Source organism: Leptospira broomii serovar Hurstbridge str. 5399, from assembly GCF_000243715.2.
Taxonomy (GTDB): domain Bacteria; phylum Spirochaetota; class Leptospiria; order Leptospirales; family Leptospiraceae; genus Leptospira_B; species Leptospira_B broomii.
Map to the genome: position 1 here is coordinate 533,731 of NZ_AHMO02000004.1, position 19,229 is coordinate 552,959.

At 43.9% G+C, this 19,229-nt stretch carries 15 protein-coding genes and 1 pseudogene; 10 read left to right on the forward strand and 6 right to left on the reverse strand.

What is annotated here, in order from left to right; genetic code table 11:
* Nucleotides 1–58: 58 nt before the first annotated feature.
* The 7 genes and pseudogenes from secA to LEP1GSC050_RS02655 all read left to right on the forward strand — a co-directional run bounded on the left by secA (nt 59) and on the right by LEP1GSC050_RS02655 (nt 10,391).
* A complete protein-coding gene (gene secA, locus LEP1GSC050_RS02625; RefSeq protein WP_010569511.1) occupies nt 59–2,782 on the forward strand; it encodes a preprotein translocase subunit SecA in 2,724 nt (907 codons plus the stop codon).
* Complete coding sequence (locus LEP1GSC050_RS02630) at nt 2,779–3,258, forward strand: hypothetical protein (protein ID WP_010569512.1); 480 nt, start codon at nt 2,779–2,781, stop codon at nt 3,256–3,258. Before secA ends, LEP1GSC050_RS02630 begins: the two co-directional genes overlap by 4 nt.
* A 143-nt stretch (nt 3,259–3,401) precedes the next feature.
* Complete coding sequence (locus LEP1GSC050_RS02635) at nt 3,402–3,758, forward strand: hypothetical protein (RefSeq protein WP_010569513.1); 357 nt, start codon at nt 3,402–3,404, stop codon at nt 3,756–3,758.
* 313 nt (nt 3,759–4,071) lie between these two features.
* Nucleotides 4,072–5,304: pseudogene (locus tag LEP1GSC050_RS02640) on the forward strand (TolC family protein); the annotation flags it as partial.
* An 11-nt stretch (nt 5,305–5,315) separates the two neighbouring features.
* A complete protein-coding gene (locus LEP1GSC050_RS02645) occupies nt 5,316–6,317 on the forward strand; it encodes an efflux RND transporter periplasmic adaptor subunit (RefSeq protein ID WP_010569515.1) in 1,002 nt (333 codons plus the stop codon).
* Nucleotides 6,318–6,321: 4 nt separating this feature from the next.
* Nucleotides 6,322–7,062, forward strand: a complete 741-nt coding sequence (locus tag LEP1GSC050_RS02650) for a hypothetical protein (RefSeq protein WP_010569516.1) — start codon at nt 6,322–6,324, stop codon at nt 7,060–7,062.
* On the forward strand, nt 7,059–10,391 hold the full coding sequence (locus LEP1GSC050_RS02655; protein ID WP_010569517.1) for an efflux RND transporter permease subunit: 3,333 nt from the start codon (nt 7,059–7,061) through the stop codon (nt 10,389–10,391). The genes LEP1GSC050_RS02650 and LEP1GSC050_RS02655 overlap by 4 nt, the downstream gene beginning before the upstream one ends.
* Before the next feature lie 219 nt (nt 10,392–10,610).
* On the opposite strand, the gene LEP1GSC050_RS02660 is transcribed toward LEP1GSC050_RS02655, so the two are convergent.
* The 6 genes from LEP1GSC050_RS02660 to LEP1GSC050_RS02685 all read right to left on the reverse strand — a co-directional run bounded on the left by LEP1GSC050_RS02660 (nt 10,611) and on the right by LEP1GSC050_RS02685 (nt 15,931).
* Nucleotides 10,611–11,069: a hypothetical protein gene (locus LEP1GSC050_RS02660; protein WP_010569518.1), complete on the reverse strand. Its 459-nt coding sequence runs from the start codon at nt 11,067–11,069 to the stop codon at nt 10,611–10,613.
* Between the two features lie 417 nt (nt 11,070–11,486).
* A complete protein-coding gene (locus LEP1GSC050_RS02665) occupies nt 11,487–13,139 on the reverse strand; it encodes an outer membrane beta-barrel protein (RefSeq protein ID WP_020986913.1) in 1,653 nt (550 codons plus the stop codon).
* A 361-nt stretch (nt 13,140–13,500) separates the two neighbouring features.
* Nucleotides 13,501–14,814 carry a CCA tRNA nucleotidyltransferase gene (locus LEP1GSC050_RS02670; protein WP_010569520.1) on the reverse strand — a complete coding sequence of 438 codons (1,314 nt, stop codon included), beginning with the start codon at nt 14,812–14,814 and terminating at the stop codon, nt 13,501–13,503.
* Nucleotides 14,811–15,080 (reverse strand): hypothetical protein, encoded by a 270-nt coding sequence (locus LEP1GSC050_RS02675; protein WP_010569521.1) that lies wholly within the window; start codon nt 15,078–15,080, stop codon nt 14,811–14,813. Before LEP1GSC050_RS02675 ends, LEP1GSC050_RS02670 begins: the two co-directional genes overlap by 4 nt.
* A gap of 135 nt (nt 15,081–15,215) precedes the next feature.
* Nucleotides 15,216–15,620, reverse strand: a complete 405-nt coding sequence (locus LEP1GSC050_RS02680; protein WP_010569522.1) for a ribonuclease HI family protein — start codon at nt 15,618–15,620, stop codon at nt 15,216–15,218.
* Nucleotides 15,617–15,931 carry a hypothetical protein gene (locus tag LEP1GSC050_RS02685; RefSeq protein WP_010569523.1) on the reverse strand — a complete coding sequence of 105 codons (315 nt, stop codon included), beginning with the start codon at nt 15,929–15,931 and terminating at the stop codon, nt 15,617–15,619. Before LEP1GSC050_RS02685 ends, LEP1GSC050_RS02680 begins: the two co-directional genes overlap by 4 nt.
* 116 nt (nt 15,932–16,047) lie before the next feature.
* On the opposite strand from LEP1GSC050_RS02685, the gene LEP1GSC050_RS02690 reads away from it, so the two are divergent.
* The 3 genes from LEP1GSC050_RS02690 to LEP1GSC050_RS02700 all read left to right on the forward strand — a co-directional run bounded on the left by LEP1GSC050_RS02690 (nt 16,048) and on the right by LEP1GSC050_RS02700 (nt 19,199).
* A complete protein-coding gene (locus LEP1GSC050_RS02690) occupies nt 16,048–16,827 on the forward strand; it encodes an arginyltransferase (RefSeq protein WP_010569524.1) in 780 nt (259 codons plus the stop codon).
* 110 nt (nt 16,828–16,937) lie between these two features.
* The gene (locus tag LEP1GSC050_RS02695) at nt 16,938–17,678 is read left to right on the forward strand and encodes an SDR family NAD(P)-dependent oxidoreductase (RefSeq protein ID WP_040910948.1); all 741 of its coding nucleotides are present in this window, start codon (nt 16,938–16,940) and stop codon (nt 17,676–17,678) included.
* 33 nt (nt 17,679–17,711) lie between these two features.
* On the forward strand, nt 17,712–19,199 hold the full coding sequence (locus LEP1GSC050_RS02700) for an FAD-binding oxidoreductase (RefSeq protein WP_020986954.1): 1,488 nt from the start codon (nt 17,712–17,714) through the stop codon (nt 19,197–19,199).
* Nucleotides 19,200–19,229 lie beyond the last annotated feature (30 nt).

A 19,229-nucleotide genomic window follows, 5' to 3' on the forward strand; every position in this document is an offset into this window, starting at 1 on the left:
TCATTCGGGGAAATTTGCAATACTCTCATAAGAATCGAAACGAAAAAACGGTGCGTACATGATACAGAAAGTTCTAAAGGTTCTCTTTGGAAGCAAATACGAAAGAGATTTAAAACGTCTTATTCCAATCGTTCAGAAAATTAATGAATGGGAAGAGTCGATTCATTCTTTGAGCGATTCCGAGCTGACTGCCCAAACCCAAAAGTTTAGGGAACGTCTCTCCCAGGGAGAAACGTTAGACGATATTCTTCCGGAAGCTTTCGCCACTGTTCGGGAAACTTCGCTACGCAAACTAGGCATGAGACATTTCGACGTTCAGATGATGGGTGGAATTGCCCTGCATTGGGGAAATATCGCCGAGATGAAAACCGGAGAAGGAAAAACTCTGACTTCCACTCTTGCCGTTTATTTAAATGCCCTCGCAGGTAAAGGCGTTCACGTCGTTACGGTAAACGATTACCTTGCTAGACGGGATGCGTTGTGGATGAAACCCATTTACGACTTTCTAGAATTGAAAGTCGGAATCATTCAGCATGATATGGATCATGATGATAGACGGAAGGCTTACGCTTCCGATATCACGTACGGAACGAATAACGAGTACGGGTTCGATTATCTTCGCGATAATATGGTGACTCATATCGATCACAAAGTTCAAAGAGGGCATTTCTTTGCAATTGTGGACGAAGTCGACTCGATCTTGATCGACGAAGCTAGAACGCCCCTGATTATTTCCGGCCCTTCGGACGAATCGACGGACAAGTACCTTCGAATCGATAAAATTATTCCGAAGTTGATCGAAGGGGAAGATTACGAGAAGGATGAGAAAGCAAAAAACACTCTTCTAACCGAGAAAGGCGTCGCGCATGTCGAAGAGATTCTCGGAATCGAAAACCTGTATGCTCCTCAGAACGTGGACCTAGTACATCACGTTCATCAAGCTCTAAAAGCGCATAAGATTTTTCAAAGAGACGTGGATTATGTGGTTCAAAGCGGTGAAGTGATCATCGTGGACGAGTTTACAGGTCGTCTCATGTCAGGTAGACGTTATTCCGACGGCCTTCACCAAGCCCTGGAAGCTAAGGAAGGAGTCCCGATCGCTCGGGAATCCCAGACTTTGGCGAGCATCACATTCCAAAATTATTTTCGTTTGTACGAAAAACTCTCGGGTATGACCGGAACGGCGGATACGGAGGCGGAAGAATTTCATAAGATCTATCATCTAGACGTGATCGTAATTCCGCCTAACGTTACGGTTCAGAGAACCGACTTTGCAGATCGCGTATATAGAACGGAAAAAGAAAAATTCACCGCCATACTGAGTGAAATCAAAGAATGTCAATCTAGAAAGCAGCCGGTTCTAGTCGGAACCATTTCCATCGAAAAATCCGAAGTGCTTTCTCGTCTCCTGACCCAATCCGGAATTACTCATAACGTTCTAAATGCGAAGTTCCACGAAAAGGAAGCCGAAATCATCGCAAATGCGGGAAAACCTGCAGCGGTCACTATCGCCACGAATATGGCTGGTCGGGGAACCGACATCGTCCTCGGAGGGGCGCAGCTCTTTAAGGAAAATTTGGAGACTTGGAGCGATAGTGATCCTGTGATTACCGAGTTTCGGGAGGCGACTCTTCGCGCCAATTTCGAAAAGGCCGAGACTTTGCTGGGTAAGCTGGATTCACAAAATAAGAAAAACAGGGCCAACGAAATTTTAACCTCCGCAAAAATCTGGAAGAAGAATCATGATGAAGTTTTAGAAGCGGGCGGATTGCATATTCTAGGAACCGAAAGGCACGAGGCTCGTAGGATCGATAATCAGTTACGCGGACGCTCTGGTCGACAAGGAGATCCCGGTTCGAGTCGCTTCTACCTTTCTCTCCAAGACGATTTGATGCGAATTTTCGGGTCGGATCGAATTTCGGGCATTATGGAACGCTTGAAAATGCCCGAAGGCCAAGAAATCGAGCATACCATGGTTTCGAATGCGATCGCTAGGGCCCAAAAAAGGGTGGAAGGACATAACTTCGATATTCGTAAGCATCTATTAGAATATGATGATGTAATGAACCGTCAGCGGATCGTTATCTATAAAATGAGAAACGAGGTTCTGGACGGAGGCGATGTCACCGGACTCGTGAAAGGGTTCTTGGACGAAATTATAGAGTCCCAAATCATCGCGACTTGCGAAGGCGGAAATCCCGAGGGCTGGGAATGGGAGACTTTGAAGGAATGGTTCCTAGGTTTAGGACTCCCTTGGGAAATAGATGTAGATTCAATTAAAAAATCCAAGAATGCGCAATTATTCCTATTCGACACCTTGAACGAGATCGGTCAAAAATTTTACCAAGACAAAGCTGATCGGATCGGTGGCGAAGTTTGGAAAGTTTTGGAAAGGAATATCTTCCTGGATATATTGGATCATCGCTGGAAAGAGCATCTATATGCGATGGACCATCTTCGAGAAGGCATCTGGACCGTCGGATATGGCGAAAAGAATCCTCTAGTCGAATACAAACTACAAGGATTCCGACTTTTCGATCAAGCTATAGAAAATATGAAATACGAGATCGTTAGCTTCCTGATCCGTGTTGAAGTTACGGAAAAGACGCAACTACCCGAAGAGAAGAAAGAATATAGGAAAGTTGGCGAAGAATTAACCGGTGGATTCCAGGAATTACAGGGTAATAAACCTAAACGGTCAAATTCTGCAGCTGAACCTTTACCGGTCGCCTCGGGTGGGGGAAGTTCGGAGCGTAAAACAAGTAGGAGAAAACGAAAATGAAACTAAAAGGTATCGCTGTTCTCTCACTTTTACTACTCTTTGATTGCAGCTTTCTAACACCGACAGGAAGAGAGGCTAGAACGCCTAGACAATTGTACGACGAATGCATGACCACGTTTTCCGATGATCATAAATGTAAAGAATTTGTCTTAAAGTCGATTCCGGATGCAGATGTAAGCGTTTTGGGGGTTGCACCGACCCAATTATCTGCCGAGGAAAAATCGAAGCTTCGGATTCGCTCCGAACTCATCCATTCTCTTCTCTACCAAAATCAATTGTACGTGAAAAACCAGATAGGTGATCCGGACGAGAAGATGACCATTAACAATTGGGCGCCTGGAATGGAAGAATGGGTATACACTCGACCGATTTGCAAATATGCCGACGGCTCCAGACCGGATAAAGAAATTCGAATTCGCTTTCAGCGAGGGGCAGTGGTAAAGGTTTTGCATACACCACCTGACCCAATCCGCTAATCTAAATGCTTTAAAATATAGGCTCGATTCGGGGTAAAAATCGGTCCTCTTAATTAGCGTGATACTTGGCTGACAAAGAGATCATAATTATTTAAATTGAAAATACTTGACTAATAAGTGGCCCATAATTTCCTGACATCATAGTGCAACGCTTCCTTTACAGTATTCTAGTCGTCCTACAGGTCGTCCTAGTACTATTTTCCTCTTCGATCGACCTAATCGATCAGCCGGACGCTGGGAAGTCATTTAGTGTTTTCTCTAAAAAGGGAGATTCGGTTTCGTTTATCGAATCGGATTTAAGCGATTCAGAAGCCTTATTCTTTGCCCCGGCTCGTGAAAGAGATAGCCGACCGGTAGAATTCATTGCAAATAGCCCATCTTATTCTCCTTGGACTCCTTTCGTTTTCTTTTCAGGTAATGTCTTATTCCGGGAGGAAACTTGGTCCAAACTCTTCGTTTCCTTCCTTCTGACTAATCTTCCTCCCCCCGCAGTTTCCTAAAGCATACCAAAATAGACATAGCAAGGGTATTTCCTCGTAAAGGGAAATTGTACCCGCTAAAATGTCTTATTGGCATGAATCAAGCTAAGCGACCTGAAAATTCGATCTTATAAGAAACGGAAAATCCAAACGTAATATGAAGAAAAAAGTACTCGCGCTGCTCATAATAGCAACAGCAAACGCTCAAAGTTCCGAAACAAAAACTCCGGATAAGCTGATTGCTCAAAAGGACGCTCTTGTTTTTGAAAATGGCGTTGCAGCGGATCAAAACATATCTTCTGAAAATTCGGAGCCTGAACGATTGAAAGTTCGTTTGGATATGGCAAAAGCCGAAGAGCTTCTTTGGAAGAATAACCTGCTTTTATTAGCCGCAAAATACGATATCGACGCTAGAAAAGCGGGAATCGAGCAGGCGGGATTGTATGCGAACCCGAACATTTTTATAGATCAAAGTATTTTTGCCGAACCGACTCGGAGATATTTCGACTTCACGCGGTCCGGGCAGACAGTCTATCAAATCCAGCAGCTATTCCTATTGGGCGGTAAAATCGATAAGCGAATTCGTGTTGCGGAACTGAATGCGAAGATGGGGGAGCAGGAATTCTACGATTTGGCTCGCGCACTTCTCTCTAAACTGAGAAGGACGCTGTATTTTATTCATTATTACAGGGAAGCGATTTCCTTCTACGACGGAAGTTTGGAAGCCTTGGAAAGGACAGTCTCATCAGCGGAATTAGCCTACAAAAGAAGGGCGATTCTACAGGCGGAACTTTTGCGTCTGAAAGCGTTATTATTTTTTCTTCGTAAGGAAAGAGAAGACTTGAGAATCAGAGTTCTCGAGAAAGAAGCCGATCTAAGAGTTTTATTAAACGAAGAAAAATATATGGATCAGGGAATCGCTATCCAGCCGGTCCTAAACCAGGATTTCGTGGAAGGAATCGATCTCGCTAAAATAAAACTCGCAGAAATCGTTCAGACTGCGAGGGAATATCGGCCCGATTTACGCAAGGCGGTGCAAGCCTTACGTTATGAAGAGGCGAACCTAGAACTTCAACATGCGAATGCGATTCCCGATCTATCTTTCGGGCCTATGTACAACCGCGGTGGAACTGCGTTTCAAAACTATTGGGGTGTGACCGCGCAGGTGAATATTCCGATTTTCGATAGAAATCAGGGAAATATCAAAGCTGCTGAAAAATCCATTTTAGTCAAGAAACAGGAATTGAAAAACAGAATCTTGGAAGTCGAGAACGAAGTGAACGTTGCTTTGGCCACCGCAAAGGCCAAAGACGGTCTTTATCGTCGTTTTAGAAATACGTATACTAAGGATTATACCGATTTAGCGCAGGATATGATTCTCAGCTATGAAAAGCGTTATATATCAGTTTTGGAATTTGCGGACTTCTTCGAGACGTATCGTTCGAGCATTGTAGAGATGCTTAGACTTCAGACAGATAGAATGGATGCAATAGAAGGCGTAAATTACTCCGTGGGATCGGGCGTGCTGGTTCCAAATAAACCCTCCGTAGAATCCGGAAATAATTAGGAAGCATTCGAATGAAATTTAATTTATCTAAAAAAAGTCGCTTTTGGCTAACTATAATCGTTTTGACTGGAATCGGTTCGGTCGCTTCCTTAGGTCTCAATAGGGGGCAGAAAAAAAATGTTCGTCCGCCAGGAAAACCCATCGTTTCGGAAAACGGCGAACGTATCGAATTCAAGGAAAATAGTCCGGGTTTAGAAATCATCAAAACGATTTCGATAGGTAAGGACGGCGACTTTGTGAATGTGGAAGCGCCTGCTCGCTTGATTGCCACTATGGCTCCATCCGTTTCCGGAGAGGGGGAGCGAATCGTTTTGTTCGAATCCGCAGAATTAAACGATCTCTACGTAGGTTATATCCATTCGAAGAACAGCCTAAACCGCTCCCGGAAGAATCTCGCCAGGATTCAGGATATGTTTAAGCACAGGGTTGCGACGGAAAAGGATTTGGTGGAAGCCGAGACGAACGTGGACAATGACGCCGCTGAACTTGCGGAATTCGAGGGAAAATTAAGAGCAGTCGGTTTAAACCCGGCAATCCTCGGAAAGTCCGGACCTAAAACTGCATGGATTATGTGCGATGTTCCCGAGTCTCAACTACAGAATCTAACGAAAGGGAAAAGGGTAAAAGTAAAGTTTTCTTCCTTTCCGGACAAAGAATGGAACGGTATCGCGGAAGCTTTGGGAGATAACGTAGATCCATATACTCGAACCGTAAAAGTGCGGATCGAGATTATGAACGAAGGCTATAAATTAAAACCTGGAATGTATGCCGTCGTCAAATTCCCTGAGGAAACTAGCGGAGAGTCGGTCGTTTTACCGTTCAATTCGATCATTACGGTAGAAGGCAAAAATTTTGTTTTCGTTGAGGAATCGCCAGGCGAATTCTTTCGCAGGGAAGTTATCTTAGGTATATCCAGCCGAGAAAGAGTGAATGTTTTAGAGGGACTTACGCGAGGTGATCGAGTCGTCATAGAAGGCGCGATTCTTTTAAAAGGATTGAGTTTCGGATTCTAACTTTATGCAATATTGCCGTACATTAATCTTTTTAGTTATATTACTTTATTCGGTGCTTCCGCTGTCTGCTCAACAAACCGGCGGATCTTCTTCCAAAGAATCGGATCAACCCGAATGGACGCCGGAACCGGATCGGAAAACCAGATTCGGTAAAGACGAACCGACGGTTATTTCCGACGGTAAAAAACAACCTAAGATCACAAACTTTTTAGTTTACGGTGCGACGATCGGATCTCCTGGAAGCGCAAATTTGAATTTAGGATATTATTATAAAGATATAGTGATTCGAGCTTCCGGTATGCACTGGAGACCTCATTGGTGGGGAGGGCAAATAGATCTAGGTTATAGTTTTTGGAAGACACCTGTAATTGCCCATAGTATTTCCATCGTTGCAGGAGCTTTTGCAGTGGATCCTTATGCCCCTCAAGTCACTCACGGCGGACAAAACAGCTATCCTACAGCCTTAGACGTACCCGGATACCAACATCGAAATCCGACTTTCGAAGATACGATTATTCGATCGGCCGTGGCGAATCAAAACCCGACATTAGAAACATATTTAGAATACAAAAGTCGAGACAACCAGAAAGTTCATCTTAGCCAAAGATACATAGGCTTGACATACGATATTTTACTCGGGAATTTCTTTTTGCAAGTTGGAGCGGGAATCGGCCAAGGGAATTACACGAATCCTCAATTACTGCTTCAAATGGGCTATGTGTTCGACACAAGGTCAAGCCAATGATCCGCAAACTAATCGAAGGAGTTCTAAATTTCAGGATATCCACTTTGATTGCGGCCGGATTGGCAGTAATCTTAGGAATTTGGGCTTGGATAGATATTAGAAAAGAAGCATATTCCGATATCGCGGATACGCAAGTACGTCTGATAGCCAAATTTCCCGGGAAAGCCGCGGTCGAAGTTGAAGAACGCGTGACTTTGCCCATCGAGCGTGTATTGAACGCGATTCCAAGGGTTGTGGTTCGTCGTTCGAGAACGATCAATGGATTGGTCGTTTTTCAGTTCGTATTTGAGGATGGGACCGACGATTATTTCGCCCGTATGCGACTCTTGGAGAGGGTGAGGGATGCCGACATTCCTCCTGAAGTCGAACCTTCGCTTGGACCGATGAGTTCTCCTGTCGGCGAAATTTTTCGCTACGTTGTTGAATCCTCTCAGAACCATACTGCGATGGAGCTAAGATCGATCCAAGACTGGATCGTAATGCCTAAGATGCTACAAATTCCCGGGATAGCGGACGTGGTCACCTTCGGCGGTTTACCGAAGCAATTTCACGTTGTAACATCTCCTGACAAATTAGTTCGTTATAAATTGACCATCAACGATGTGATCCAAGCTATTCAAGCGAATAACTTAAATACCGGTGGAAACCTGCTCTTGCAGGGTGAACAAGGATTTCCGATTCGTTCCTTAGGTGCGATTCGGGAACCTAAACATATCGAAGATATCGTCGTTAAGACTGTGAACGGTGTTCCGGTCTATGTTCGCGACCTGGGAACAGTAGAGATTTCGCATCCGATTCCGAGCGGGGTCCTCGGCTTTACGATTCAAAACGACCATGAAGGCTTGATCGATGTTGATTCGTCCGTCCAAGGACTGGTTGCCATGAGGCGTTGGGGAGATCCTAACGAAATGGGAGAACGGATCCGCGCGAAGGTAAAAGAGATCAATGAAAACTATCTACCGGACGGGGTCAGACTGCGGACTACTTATGACAGAACGGATCTCGTGAATTACACTTTACGAACCATCGGGCGGACTCTTATCGAAGGGATCGTTGTAGTAAGTCTTGTCTTGATATTCTTTATCGGAAGCGTCAAAGCTTCTCTTGTAGTAGTTGCAACCATTCCATTCGCCATGCTTTTCGCGTTCTTGCTCATGAATTTAACGGGAATTCCAGCAAGCCTACTCTCGCTGGGAGCAATCGATTTCGGGATCATAGTTGATGGCGCCGTCATCATGGTCGAAAATATCATGAGGCGATATAGGGACGCGACTCCTGCGGAAAAGCAAAGAGGCATACTGGCGTTTACGCGGGATTCTGCGGCGGAAGTCGGCACTGAAATCCTATTCTCCATTTTGATTATCGTCCTTGCCTATCTACCGATTTTCTCTTTTGAAAGAATCGAAGGCCGCTTGTTTAAACCTATGGCATTTACGATTTCCTTCGCGATCCTCGGAGCGCTTGTTTTTGCTATGACTGTGATTCCGGTCGCGATGTCGTTTCTATATAGGAGATACTTCGAATCGGCTAATCCCGGGCCTATCGAATGGCATAATCCGATTTACGGATGGGTAGAGATTCGTTATAAAAAGTTAATCGAATATTTAGTAGAACGTTCCAAAAAAGTCGTTACCTATTGTTTCACAATCGTTCTCGCATTATTGATCATCGGTGGCTTTAAGTTAGGGACGGAATTTTTACCAGAGATGGACGAAGGCGGATTTAATTTAAGGATCTTCTTCCCTGTGGGAATTTCTTTGCCTGAATCACGCAAGTTCATTCCTAAAATACGACAGCTTATTTATAAAAACGAGCAGGTCAACGTAGTATTATCCCAGCTAGGTCGGAACGACGACGGAACCGACCCTCTTCCTCCAAATCGTCTGGAGGTCCTTGTCGGTTTAAAGGATTATGACGATTGGAAGGAGAAAATAACCAAACAAGAACTTCTACTGCGTATGAGAAACGATCTGGAAGCCGGGCTGCCCGGAGTTCGGGTCAGCTTTTCTCAGCCGATCATGGATAATTTATCTGAAGCGATTATGGGAACGATTGCTGACCTTGCGGTATTCGTTTCAGGAAACGATTTGAAAGTAATGCGCAAAATTGGCGAGGAAGTTCTTGATATCGTCAAGGATATGGAAGGGGCTAGCGAATACGGAATTGAACAGGAAGCGGATAGTCCTCAGCTGACGATTCGTATCGATCGAGAAGCCGCCGCCCGTTACGGAATCAATGTAAGCGATGTTCAGCAAATGATCGAAGCGGCGATCGGAATGCAGAGAATAAGTACTCTGTATGAAGGACCTTCGGATATTCCTCCTAAGACTCCTGCTAGATTCGGCATCGTTGTTCGCTTTTCGAAAGATTACAGATCTTCGCAGAGAGCTATCGAAAATATGCCAATCATTTCTCCCAAAGGAGAACGAATTCCTCTTTCAGAGTTGGCGAAAATAACTCTGGAGGACGGCCCCACGATGATTTTCCGCCAGGAAGGTCGGAGGACCGTAACGGTTCGGACCAACATCCGAGGTAGAGATCAGGGCGGTTTCGTAAGCGAATTGAGAAAGAAAGTTGAAGCGAAAGTTAAGCTTCCGGAAGGATATCAGGTTCGGTACGGAGGCCAATATGAGAACCTAGCGCGAGTCGGATCGCGTCTGGCTACGGTTATTCCATTAACGATTTTGATCATTTTCGGAGTTTTATACTTACTTTATAGAAACCTTAAATATGTTTATGTAGCTCTAGCATGTCTTCCACTTTCACTCGTAGGCGGAATTTATGCACTGCTCTTGAGGGGATATTACTTTAACGTATCCGGCGGGGTCGGGTTCATCTCGCTTTTTGGAATCGCGACTATGTCCGGAGTTCTTTTCGTTTCCAGAACGAATCACCTTCTTAAGGATGAGCCTGATATATCCACGAAAGAAGCGGTCGCTAAGGCGGCCGTGATTCAACTTCGACCCATGTTAATGACAATGCTTCTTGCGTTGCTCGGATTGATTCCGGCTACGTTAGCCTCCGGAGTAGGATCGGACGTACAAAGACCGTTAGCTACGGTAATCGTGGGCGGACTCTTTTCCGCTATGTTGCTAGTGTTAACCGTTCTTCCATCATTGTACTTGATTTTAGTCGGTGAAAGAAATGCTCCTGTTACAGGATCGAATGTAAGAGGAAATTCTCTTGCTCTTCATCCGGAAGCCTACGTATCCGTTTATCCCGATGAGGAGGAAGAATTTAATCGTCCTTTAAAGAACGGTGGTGGCGGTGTTCGAAACGGGAAGGGGACTAAATCGAAGGGAGTTCTAAAGAAAGGTCGAAAATCTTAAATCCTTTTCCTATTCATTATCAAATGATTGAAAGGCGCCAAATGTAGGGCGCCTTTTTGTTGATTTGAAAATCTATCGACATTTTCCTATTCGGCCGCAGTTATGAATGCCGAAAGAGATTCATATCGCACTGGCCGTTATTTCCTATTTATAATATTGAATCGCCCGGACTCGCCGCTACTTCATAAAAACTAAGCGAATTTTCTAACGACCTAATTCTTATCTGTTTTGCAATCTATAGAAAAGCACCGGGGCTATTGCAACCCAAACAAGAATAATGACCCAAAGTTCGCCGACTAAGAAATTATGGGCATGTAGGAATTCCTGAAAGGATCGCTTCATAGAGACAGTGATCATTAGAAACTCGAAAGTCTCGGTCAGGATCACCCAAACGATTCCTACCTGAATAGCCTGCGATTCGTTTCGAAAAGGAAGATACTTTACTATAAACCAAATCGGAACCGCAAGAAACAGAATTCCGGTAAGAACGGAAATCTGGTGGGATAAAAATTCTCCGAATATGCTTTTGTAAGTCAGCTCACGAACAGTCGCGTTTAAAAGTGCGAAGATGAGCAATAAAAACCAAGAAAGTATATATTTGATCATTTGAATTCTACCGATGCCGTTTATTAAAGCCCAGCTTCCCGATGAATCGCCGACTTGGAATTCGATTTTCACTCCTGCGCGACTGATAATTGTTAAGGTATTCTGAGATATCCTTTACGGTTTCGAATTTTACTCATGGACGGAACGCATGTTTTTGTACGGGAAATCCCCACCCGTCCTGGGTGGGGGCCGGAGCGAAGCGGTGGAATTGCCTTATTTCACAAAATCGCGATCATCGCAAAGCTTTTTCTGCAAATAATTATGTAGGAGTTCCAACACGGTTCCTATTTCTAACGATAAACGGATAGAAGATATTTGCCTGGCAAAGACGGGAAGGGGAATTAAGGTTCTCGGCAAGTCTCGAGGCAGTGAGAGTATGATTTCTTTATTTTTTTAATCATGGTTGCGGAACAAAGAATTGAAAAAGAAAAAGGCGCCCTTTCGGACGCCTCCTTCTTTCTTTTTCCATACCTTAGGAAAGAATACTGTTTAGAACTTAGCTACAACCCCGAGAGTAAACCCGATTTGGTCGCTTCTTCTATGACCGGAAGAGTCGACGAATTGTTTACCTAAGGACCAGTCTCTTCTCATATCCAATTTAATGAGAAGGTTTTCAGTAAAGTTCCAAACAGGAGTTATCGTGAAGGTTCTGTACTGTCCGTAGTTGTTCATTCCGTTGTAATGCTTATAGTTATCGCTCAGTTTGGATTTGACCCAATCTGCTGCAGTGGCATAACCTTGGGCATTGATCTCAGCTAAACCGGCGGTACTATTCAAGATTCCGTTTAGCTTGGGACTTGCTGCAAGAATCGCGTTTGCAATTGCCGTATCGGTAGCCACTTGGTAGGTACTGACGGAATTATTTATCCCAGACGTACCGAATGCGCCGGAAGCGAACGTATTTAACGCACCGTTGTTTAGCTTATCGTCCAAATACTCGTAACGAATATTGACTCCCCAAGATTCGTTGATTTTGAATTTGGAAAAAATACCGTAAGCTTTGTAGATACTCTTGTTGTTTTCGCTCGTCACCTGACCCATTGCGAGTCCGCCGAGAGTCACCGTATTGTTCGGGTTATAACCTTGTTGGTTCAATCCACCGTTAGATAGAGTTCCCGCTTTCTGGCTCCAAGTATAATCCAAGTCGATCTGAATTCTGTCGGTAGGTGTAATCGATAAGATCGCATGGTTCATGAACCAATAGTCTTTGTTATATCGATTACGCGGTGCCGTCGGAAGAATACCGCCAGGCTGGGCAGTTGCGGCCGCGTTAACGTCACCGTTTTGGATAATGTTAGCGAGCAGGGCTTGACCTACATCGGTACGTCCGTTTGCCATATCCGAAGAGTAGATCGTATTCCAGGTGATCGCGAGTTTATTTTCGATCAATTGGCCTTTTAACTGAGTACCTACTGATTTGTGCTGAGTGTATGCTTCAACATACGGGCTGTGAGTGGTGTCAGTCAAAGCCGCCGTGGTTGGAGCAAGGTAACCGGTTCCCTGTCCACTGTTATAGAGATAAAAGGTTCCAGACCATTTATCGCTAAACTGAGTGGTTAAACGGGCACCGGTGTGAATGAAAGGGATTGTATTCTGGAAGATGGCCCCTATCGAGTAGTTGGGGTTGTTCATCGACTCGAGAACCTCGTAGCCGATATGCGTTGCCATCTTTCCCACATCCAATGTCATCCCCTTTAAGACCGGGAAATAAAAGCTTACATATGCCTGCTTTAGCATGTTCATATTGTAAATTTGGTTTGAGGTGGTGTAAGGTGTTTCCTGGAACGCGTTGTTTTGTCCGTTCTGGAAGTCTACCCGGAATCCCCAAGGATTTGATTTCTCCGCAACCTTCTGAACAACCAAGGACACTGCGTTGATCGCAAAGTTTTTGTTGTTCGTTTCGAAAGCGCGGGTCGTATCTACAGAGTTTCCTTGAAGCGGGTTATTGTTGTACATATAGTACACATCCACGAATCCTGAATACTCTACCTTATCGTACCATTTTTGCTCGACTGGCTCCGGCTCGGCGGCGGCCGGAGCTGCTACCGCGGCTTCTGCTGCGGGCTTCTTGGCTTGGGCAAAAACCGAAGAAGCACTCATCAGGGCCAGGGAAGCAATGAGGCTGATTGTTTTTGTTCTCATCATTCTCCTAAATCTCCTATGCCGCTTTATATGCAACTAGCGTACCAATAGAAAAAAATTAAGCAATGAGACAAAAAATGCCTCAAAAACCTATCTCCAAGGGAAATTTTGTGTATTAGAAATGGTCTTACTTTCTCGAATCAGCTTTAGATTTGCAGTGTGCTTAATTATTGGGCATGATTTGGGTGCTTAATAAATGGGCATGCTAAGGCTTTAATACAGCTTTCGACTGTTAGAACTCATCCGAAAGGTGTAGATCAGGCGGGAATTCTTATTACATCGGAATAAATTATTTCATTTAAAAATCTAAGTCCTTTTTAAAGACTCCTTCCTGGATCGGATCAAACTATATGACGGTTCTTTAATTTAGCTGATATGTCGTTCTAACGAATTCTAGTAATGTTCCTTGTCGGTTCTTTTCAGGAAAATTCAAAACTAAGTCCAGACAGGATCTTAATATTTCTCCGATTTTTTTGGGGGGAATTTCGGGTAAGTCTTCTAAAATTCTAGTGCCGTCCAGTGCCAGATCGCTTAACAGAAGGGGAGGATTCGTCTCCAAAACTTCTTTGGTTTTATCGATCCAGAATGCCTTCTGTCCCGTCCAGGCTTTCCAAAAAGATGTTAGCTCCAAACATAAGGGCCAGATTTCCGACTTTCCCGAATATTGTGCAACCGGATGTAATAATATTTTTCTGAGTCCATTTGGAGAAGAAAGGTAATTCTCCGAGGAGAGCAGGTTTTCCAAGATTCCGCAGAGAAATTGGGAATCCTTGGTCCTCTGATTGGAAAAACGGAGCACTTTGCAAAACCGCTTTCCGGGATCCATGATTGCCGACGATCCGAATGTTACTTTCAGAAAGTAAGAGATTCGCAACCGATCCGGTACGGGCGCCAATTCGGAGATCGATTTTATCTTTTCTTCCCAAACAGGATTCGAATTTTCGTATAAATCTTTTCCGTAGAAAAGTTCCAAGATTCCGAATTTACGTAGAAGCGATAAGGATGTGCTTGGGTCATTCGCTTTCAGGATCTTTAGGAATTCGTCGTGAATTCGTTCCGCGGAAACTTTGGCCGTGATCGGCTTACTTTCTTGGATCGCTAAAGCCGTTTCCGGATGAATCGTAAAGCCGAGTTGGGATACGAATCGAATAGCGCGGACCGGGCGCAAACCGTCTTCTTCAAATCTGGAGTGGGCGGCTCCAATCGTCCGTATTATTTTTTCCGAGATATCTTTCAGGCCCTCATGCTCGTCTATGAGTTCTTCGTTCAAAATATCGAGCGCCAACGCATTCATCGTAAAGTCGCGTCTCTTTAAATCTTCGCTTAGACTGACGCCGAACGAAACGTGTTCGGGACGTCGACCGTCCTTATATTCTTCATCTTTACGAAAGGTAGTGAGTTCGTAGGATCGATCCTTGATCAATACGGTTACGGTTCCGTGCTTAATGCCGGTTGGCACGACTCTCCTAAACAATTTTTGAATATGTTCAGGTAGAAGAGAAACCGCAATATCATATTCCTGGGGTGTTTTTCCCAGAACGAGATCCCTAACGGATCCTCCCACAAGATAGGATTTACCGCCGGAGCTTTGAATGGTACCCGCGATTTCTAGGAGGTCTTCCATGTAGGAGGAAGGAATCCTTTGGATAAGTTCTTTAGCGGCGGGGAATTTCATTCTTGGATAAACTTTTTCCAAAGGGGAAGATACTTTTCGCGAAGTTGAGGGTTTTTGGCGAGGAGTTCCTCGACCTGTTTCCGAGTTTTTTCGTCCACTGAAATTCTTAAGAAGGGTAGATCCGCTTTCTGTGAAAGAATTCCGTCTATGGTCAGGCTAGTTTCTTTCCAGGCTTCGTTGCAAATATCTTCGTATTCCTGTTCCGTGTGTTCGGCACAGAGAATTGATAGTTCCAGGAACTTTCCGTTTTTCTTTAGTTCTAACATTCGGCTGCGGACATTGCTTCCGCAATGAAAGAAAAGTAGCAAAGAAACGGAGAGCAAAATGGATTTGATCCGGACCATACGATAGAAAGATTTAAAAGGAAAGTGGAAAGGGAAAGTCCTTTTTCTGAATTTTACTTATTCAGTCGTCGGCGAAAATGCTAAATTCGCGAGCTTATCGGCTCTCTTATTTTTTTCCCGCATAACATGAGCAATTTTGAAAGAGTCTAATTTAGAACTTAAAGATATTACTCTCCTTTTTGCTTCTATTAAGTGAGGGGATTTGACTTTATATTCACCCTTTACTTGCTTGACCACTAATTCCGAGTCCAAAAATGCCTTCACTTCGGACGCTTTGTTTTCCAAGCACCATATTAGCCCGGCCTCTAAAGCGGCCCATTCCGCAGTATTATTCGTTCCATCTTCGATTCTTTCGGAAATCGAGTGAATTTCTTCTTCATCTTCAAAAATTGCGACACCGATGGAAGAAGGACCTGGATTTCCCTTCGAGGCGCCGTCGCAGAAGATCGTGAATTTTCTCAATTTTGCTCTTCCCGCTTCCCTAAAAGAAAAAGAATCGGTTTCCAAAAAAAGACGTATCCGATTAGAATCAGCAAAGATACAAAAAAAGATAGGCTACCCAAAAGAATCGATTGTGAGGTCCTATATATTTCGTCGAAGGCGATGGGGAAAAAGATCCCTGCAAGCAAACAAAGCAGGCCAAGACCTAAACAGATAAATAAAAGCCAGGGCAGGCCAAGGTAATAAAATAGAAAGCTTAGCCCGGTTAAACCGAAAGCCGTTCGATAAGCGGAAGAACGTGTAAAATTTTCTACGAAAAGACGGAACACCATCGAATGTCCTATCCTACCGAAGCTTTTCCTTGGCAACGGAAAAAAAGATCGGCTTTGAGAACCTTGCAGGTTACTTTCGATTCCGTTAAAAAATTTATTTTGGAAGGTTTGATGCGATGAATCTAAGATATCTACGTTTTCTGGAATCGATCGGCGTATCACCTTCAAGCGAATGTTCATATTACCCTGGAAGACAATCGAAGGTTAAGGGGTTTCTTCTGTCCACTCCACCGGACGCGTTGGTCTTGGACTTTTTACTCGCTTCCGGTTTTAGACGTTCCGGGAATTCCTATTACAGGACAGCATGCGAAAATTGCAGTCACTGTTTGAGTTATCGACTTCCCTTGCAAAAATTTACGATTTCCAAAAATCTAAAAAAGCTTCTGAAAAAAAATTCAGACTTAACTGTTAACGTCTCTGGTCCCGAAATTACGTCCGAAAAGATAGAGCTCTATATAAAGTACCAAAAATCCCGTCATCCCGGAAGCTATGGTAGCACGGATTTAGAATTGCATGAGACGAAGGTCGCACAAATGTACAGTGGATCCGAAAATTCGATAGAGTTACAAATTCGAAGAGAGGAAATATTGCTAGGATGGATCCTACTAGATCGAGGTAAGCTTTGCGTGTCTGCCGTCTATTCCATATTTGATTCCGAGTATCAGGACAGAAGTTTGGGAAAATTTTTAATCGGTAAATCGATTCTCTGGGCTAAAGAGAATGGTTACAGGGACTATCATCTGGGCTTATTTCTTCCGGGTCACAAAAAAATGAACTATAAAGGTAATTGGAAACCGGCTGAAATTTTAGATCAAGAAACGGGGGAATGGATCGAATCTGAAAAATTCTTAAAGGAGTACTTTTCTAAGGTAGGAGTAGACGGTAGTCGCTTGTGATGTCGAACTCGTAAATTCCTTTCAAATATAGTAACGGATAAGCTTTGGGACCGAGGAGAAAGCTCCCAGAAAGACTTGTCAGGGGAACTCAATTCCTTAAAAAGGCAGGTATGGCTAAAAAGATCATCGTCGTCGGGGCGTCTAGCGGCATTGGGAAAGAAATCGCCTCCCAACTTATCGGACAAGGTAACAAAGTGGCCTTGTTTGCTCGACGAGACAAGGAATTGAAAAAAATCGTAAGCTCTTTCAAGGATTTGAAAGCAGATCAAGTTATCATAGTTAAGCACGACGTCACCCAGTATTCGCAAGTTTCGGCGACGTTTACGAAAGCGATTAAATCTCTCGGTGGCCTAGATGAGATTTATTATGCCTCCGGTTTGATGCATAGGATTGAACCTGAAGAATTCTCGGTCGAAAAAGATTTGGAAATGCTGGAAGTAAATCTTCTAGGCTGCGTTGCTTGGTTGGATTTAGCGGCCAAATTTTTTCAAAATCAAAAGTCGGGAAAAATCATCGGAATTTCTTCGATTGCCGGGGATAGGGGACGACGTGGAAATCCAGTCTATAATGCGTCGAAGGCCGGAATGACTACGTATTTAGAAGCTCTTAGAAATCGACTAGCCGTAAAAGGAATTCAAGTCGTAACGGTTCGTCCCGGAATGATAGAAACACCCATGACGGCCGGATTATCCGGGCTTCTCTGGCTAATCACTGCAAAGGAAGCGGCCAGCGTGATCATTAATAAAGTCAACGCGGGAAAGGAAGATTTTTACGTTCCCGCTCGCTGGGCGCTTGTGTCTCTGATCATTCGATCTATTCCTTCGTTTATTTTTCGAAGACTCTCGATATAAATCCGAACAGCTACTATTAAGGTAGGCAAGATAATGGCTACTGCTCTTAAAAAAAAATCTACACGACCTTCTCCTAGTAAAAAGAAAAGCGATTCGTTTAATATCGCAACCTTTGAATCGAAGCTCGGATCTTCTCGAAAAATCGAAGCATGGGGAATGAATCATTTCTCCATTAGCCCGGTTTTTTATCCGAGTTCCGACAAGGATTTTCATGATGTCTTCGAGTATGCGCGTAAAACAGGTACGAAAATTACGTTTCGAGGCGGCGGATGCAGTTACGGGGATGCAGCTACTAATCAAAAAGGATTGGTCGTCGATATTAAGGATTATAATCGGATCCTATCTTTCGATGAAAAAACGGGAGTCTTGAAAGCCGAATCCGGAGTAACCATTAAACAACTTTGGGAGTTCGGTGTGGAACGCGGTTTTTGGCCACCCGTTGTCAGTGGTACGATGTTTCCTACCTTGGGTGGGGCACTGTCCATGAACATTCATGGTAAGAATAATTTTGCGGTTGGACCGATCGGAGATCATATTCTAGAATTTACGTTTCTCACTGTCGATGGGAAAGAGAGTGTCTGCAGTCCTAAAAAAAACTTTGATTTATTTTACTCCGCTATCTCAGGCTTCGGAATGTTAGGCGCTTTCCTGACGGTTTCGATTAAATTAAAAAAAATTTATGCGGGAAAAATGAAAGTTTGGCCCGTGAATACTTCTAACTTACAAGAAATGTACGACTATTTTGAAAAGGAGTATAAAAACTCCGATTATTTGGTCGGTTGGGTGGACGGGTTCGGTTCCGGTAAGGGGCTCGGTCGAGGACAAATCCACAAAGCGGTTCATTTGAAACCCGGAGAAGACCCGGATTTCCCGGAGAATTGCAAAATAGAGAAACAAATATTACCTCCGACATTTTTAGGAATAATTCCGAAAGCTTGGATGTGGATATTAATGTACCCGTTTAGCAATAAATTCGGTATGCGCTTCGTTAATTTAGGAAAATGGCTTTCAGGTTTCTTAAACAATAATAAACCGTATATGCAAGGTCATGCAGAATATGCGTTTCTTTTAGACTACGTTCCCAATTGGAAATATATGTACAAGCCTGGGGCGATGATTCAATACCAGAGTTTCATTCCTAAGGAAAACGCAGTCCGTGGATTCGAGGAATTACTTTCTGCGGGTCAGCGAAAAGGGATTGTCACTTGGTTGGCAGTCTTTAAAAAACACCGTCCGGATAAGTTTCTACTCACCCATGCACTGGACGGATATTCGATGGCGATGGACTTTCCGGTTACGAAAGGAAATAAGGAAAAACTGTGGGAATTGGCAAAAGAAATGGATGAGATCGTTTTAAAATACGGTGGACGTTTTTATTTTGCTAAGGACAGTACTCTCCGTCCTGAAATAGTGGAAAGGGCTTTTCCGAAGAAAAATCTCGATAAATTCCGATCCTTAAAGAAGAAGTTAGATCCGAAAGGTTTACTTGAGTCCGATTTGTATAGGAGGGTTTGGCGATAGGAGGGATGATTTTTCCCAAGTAGTCCCTGC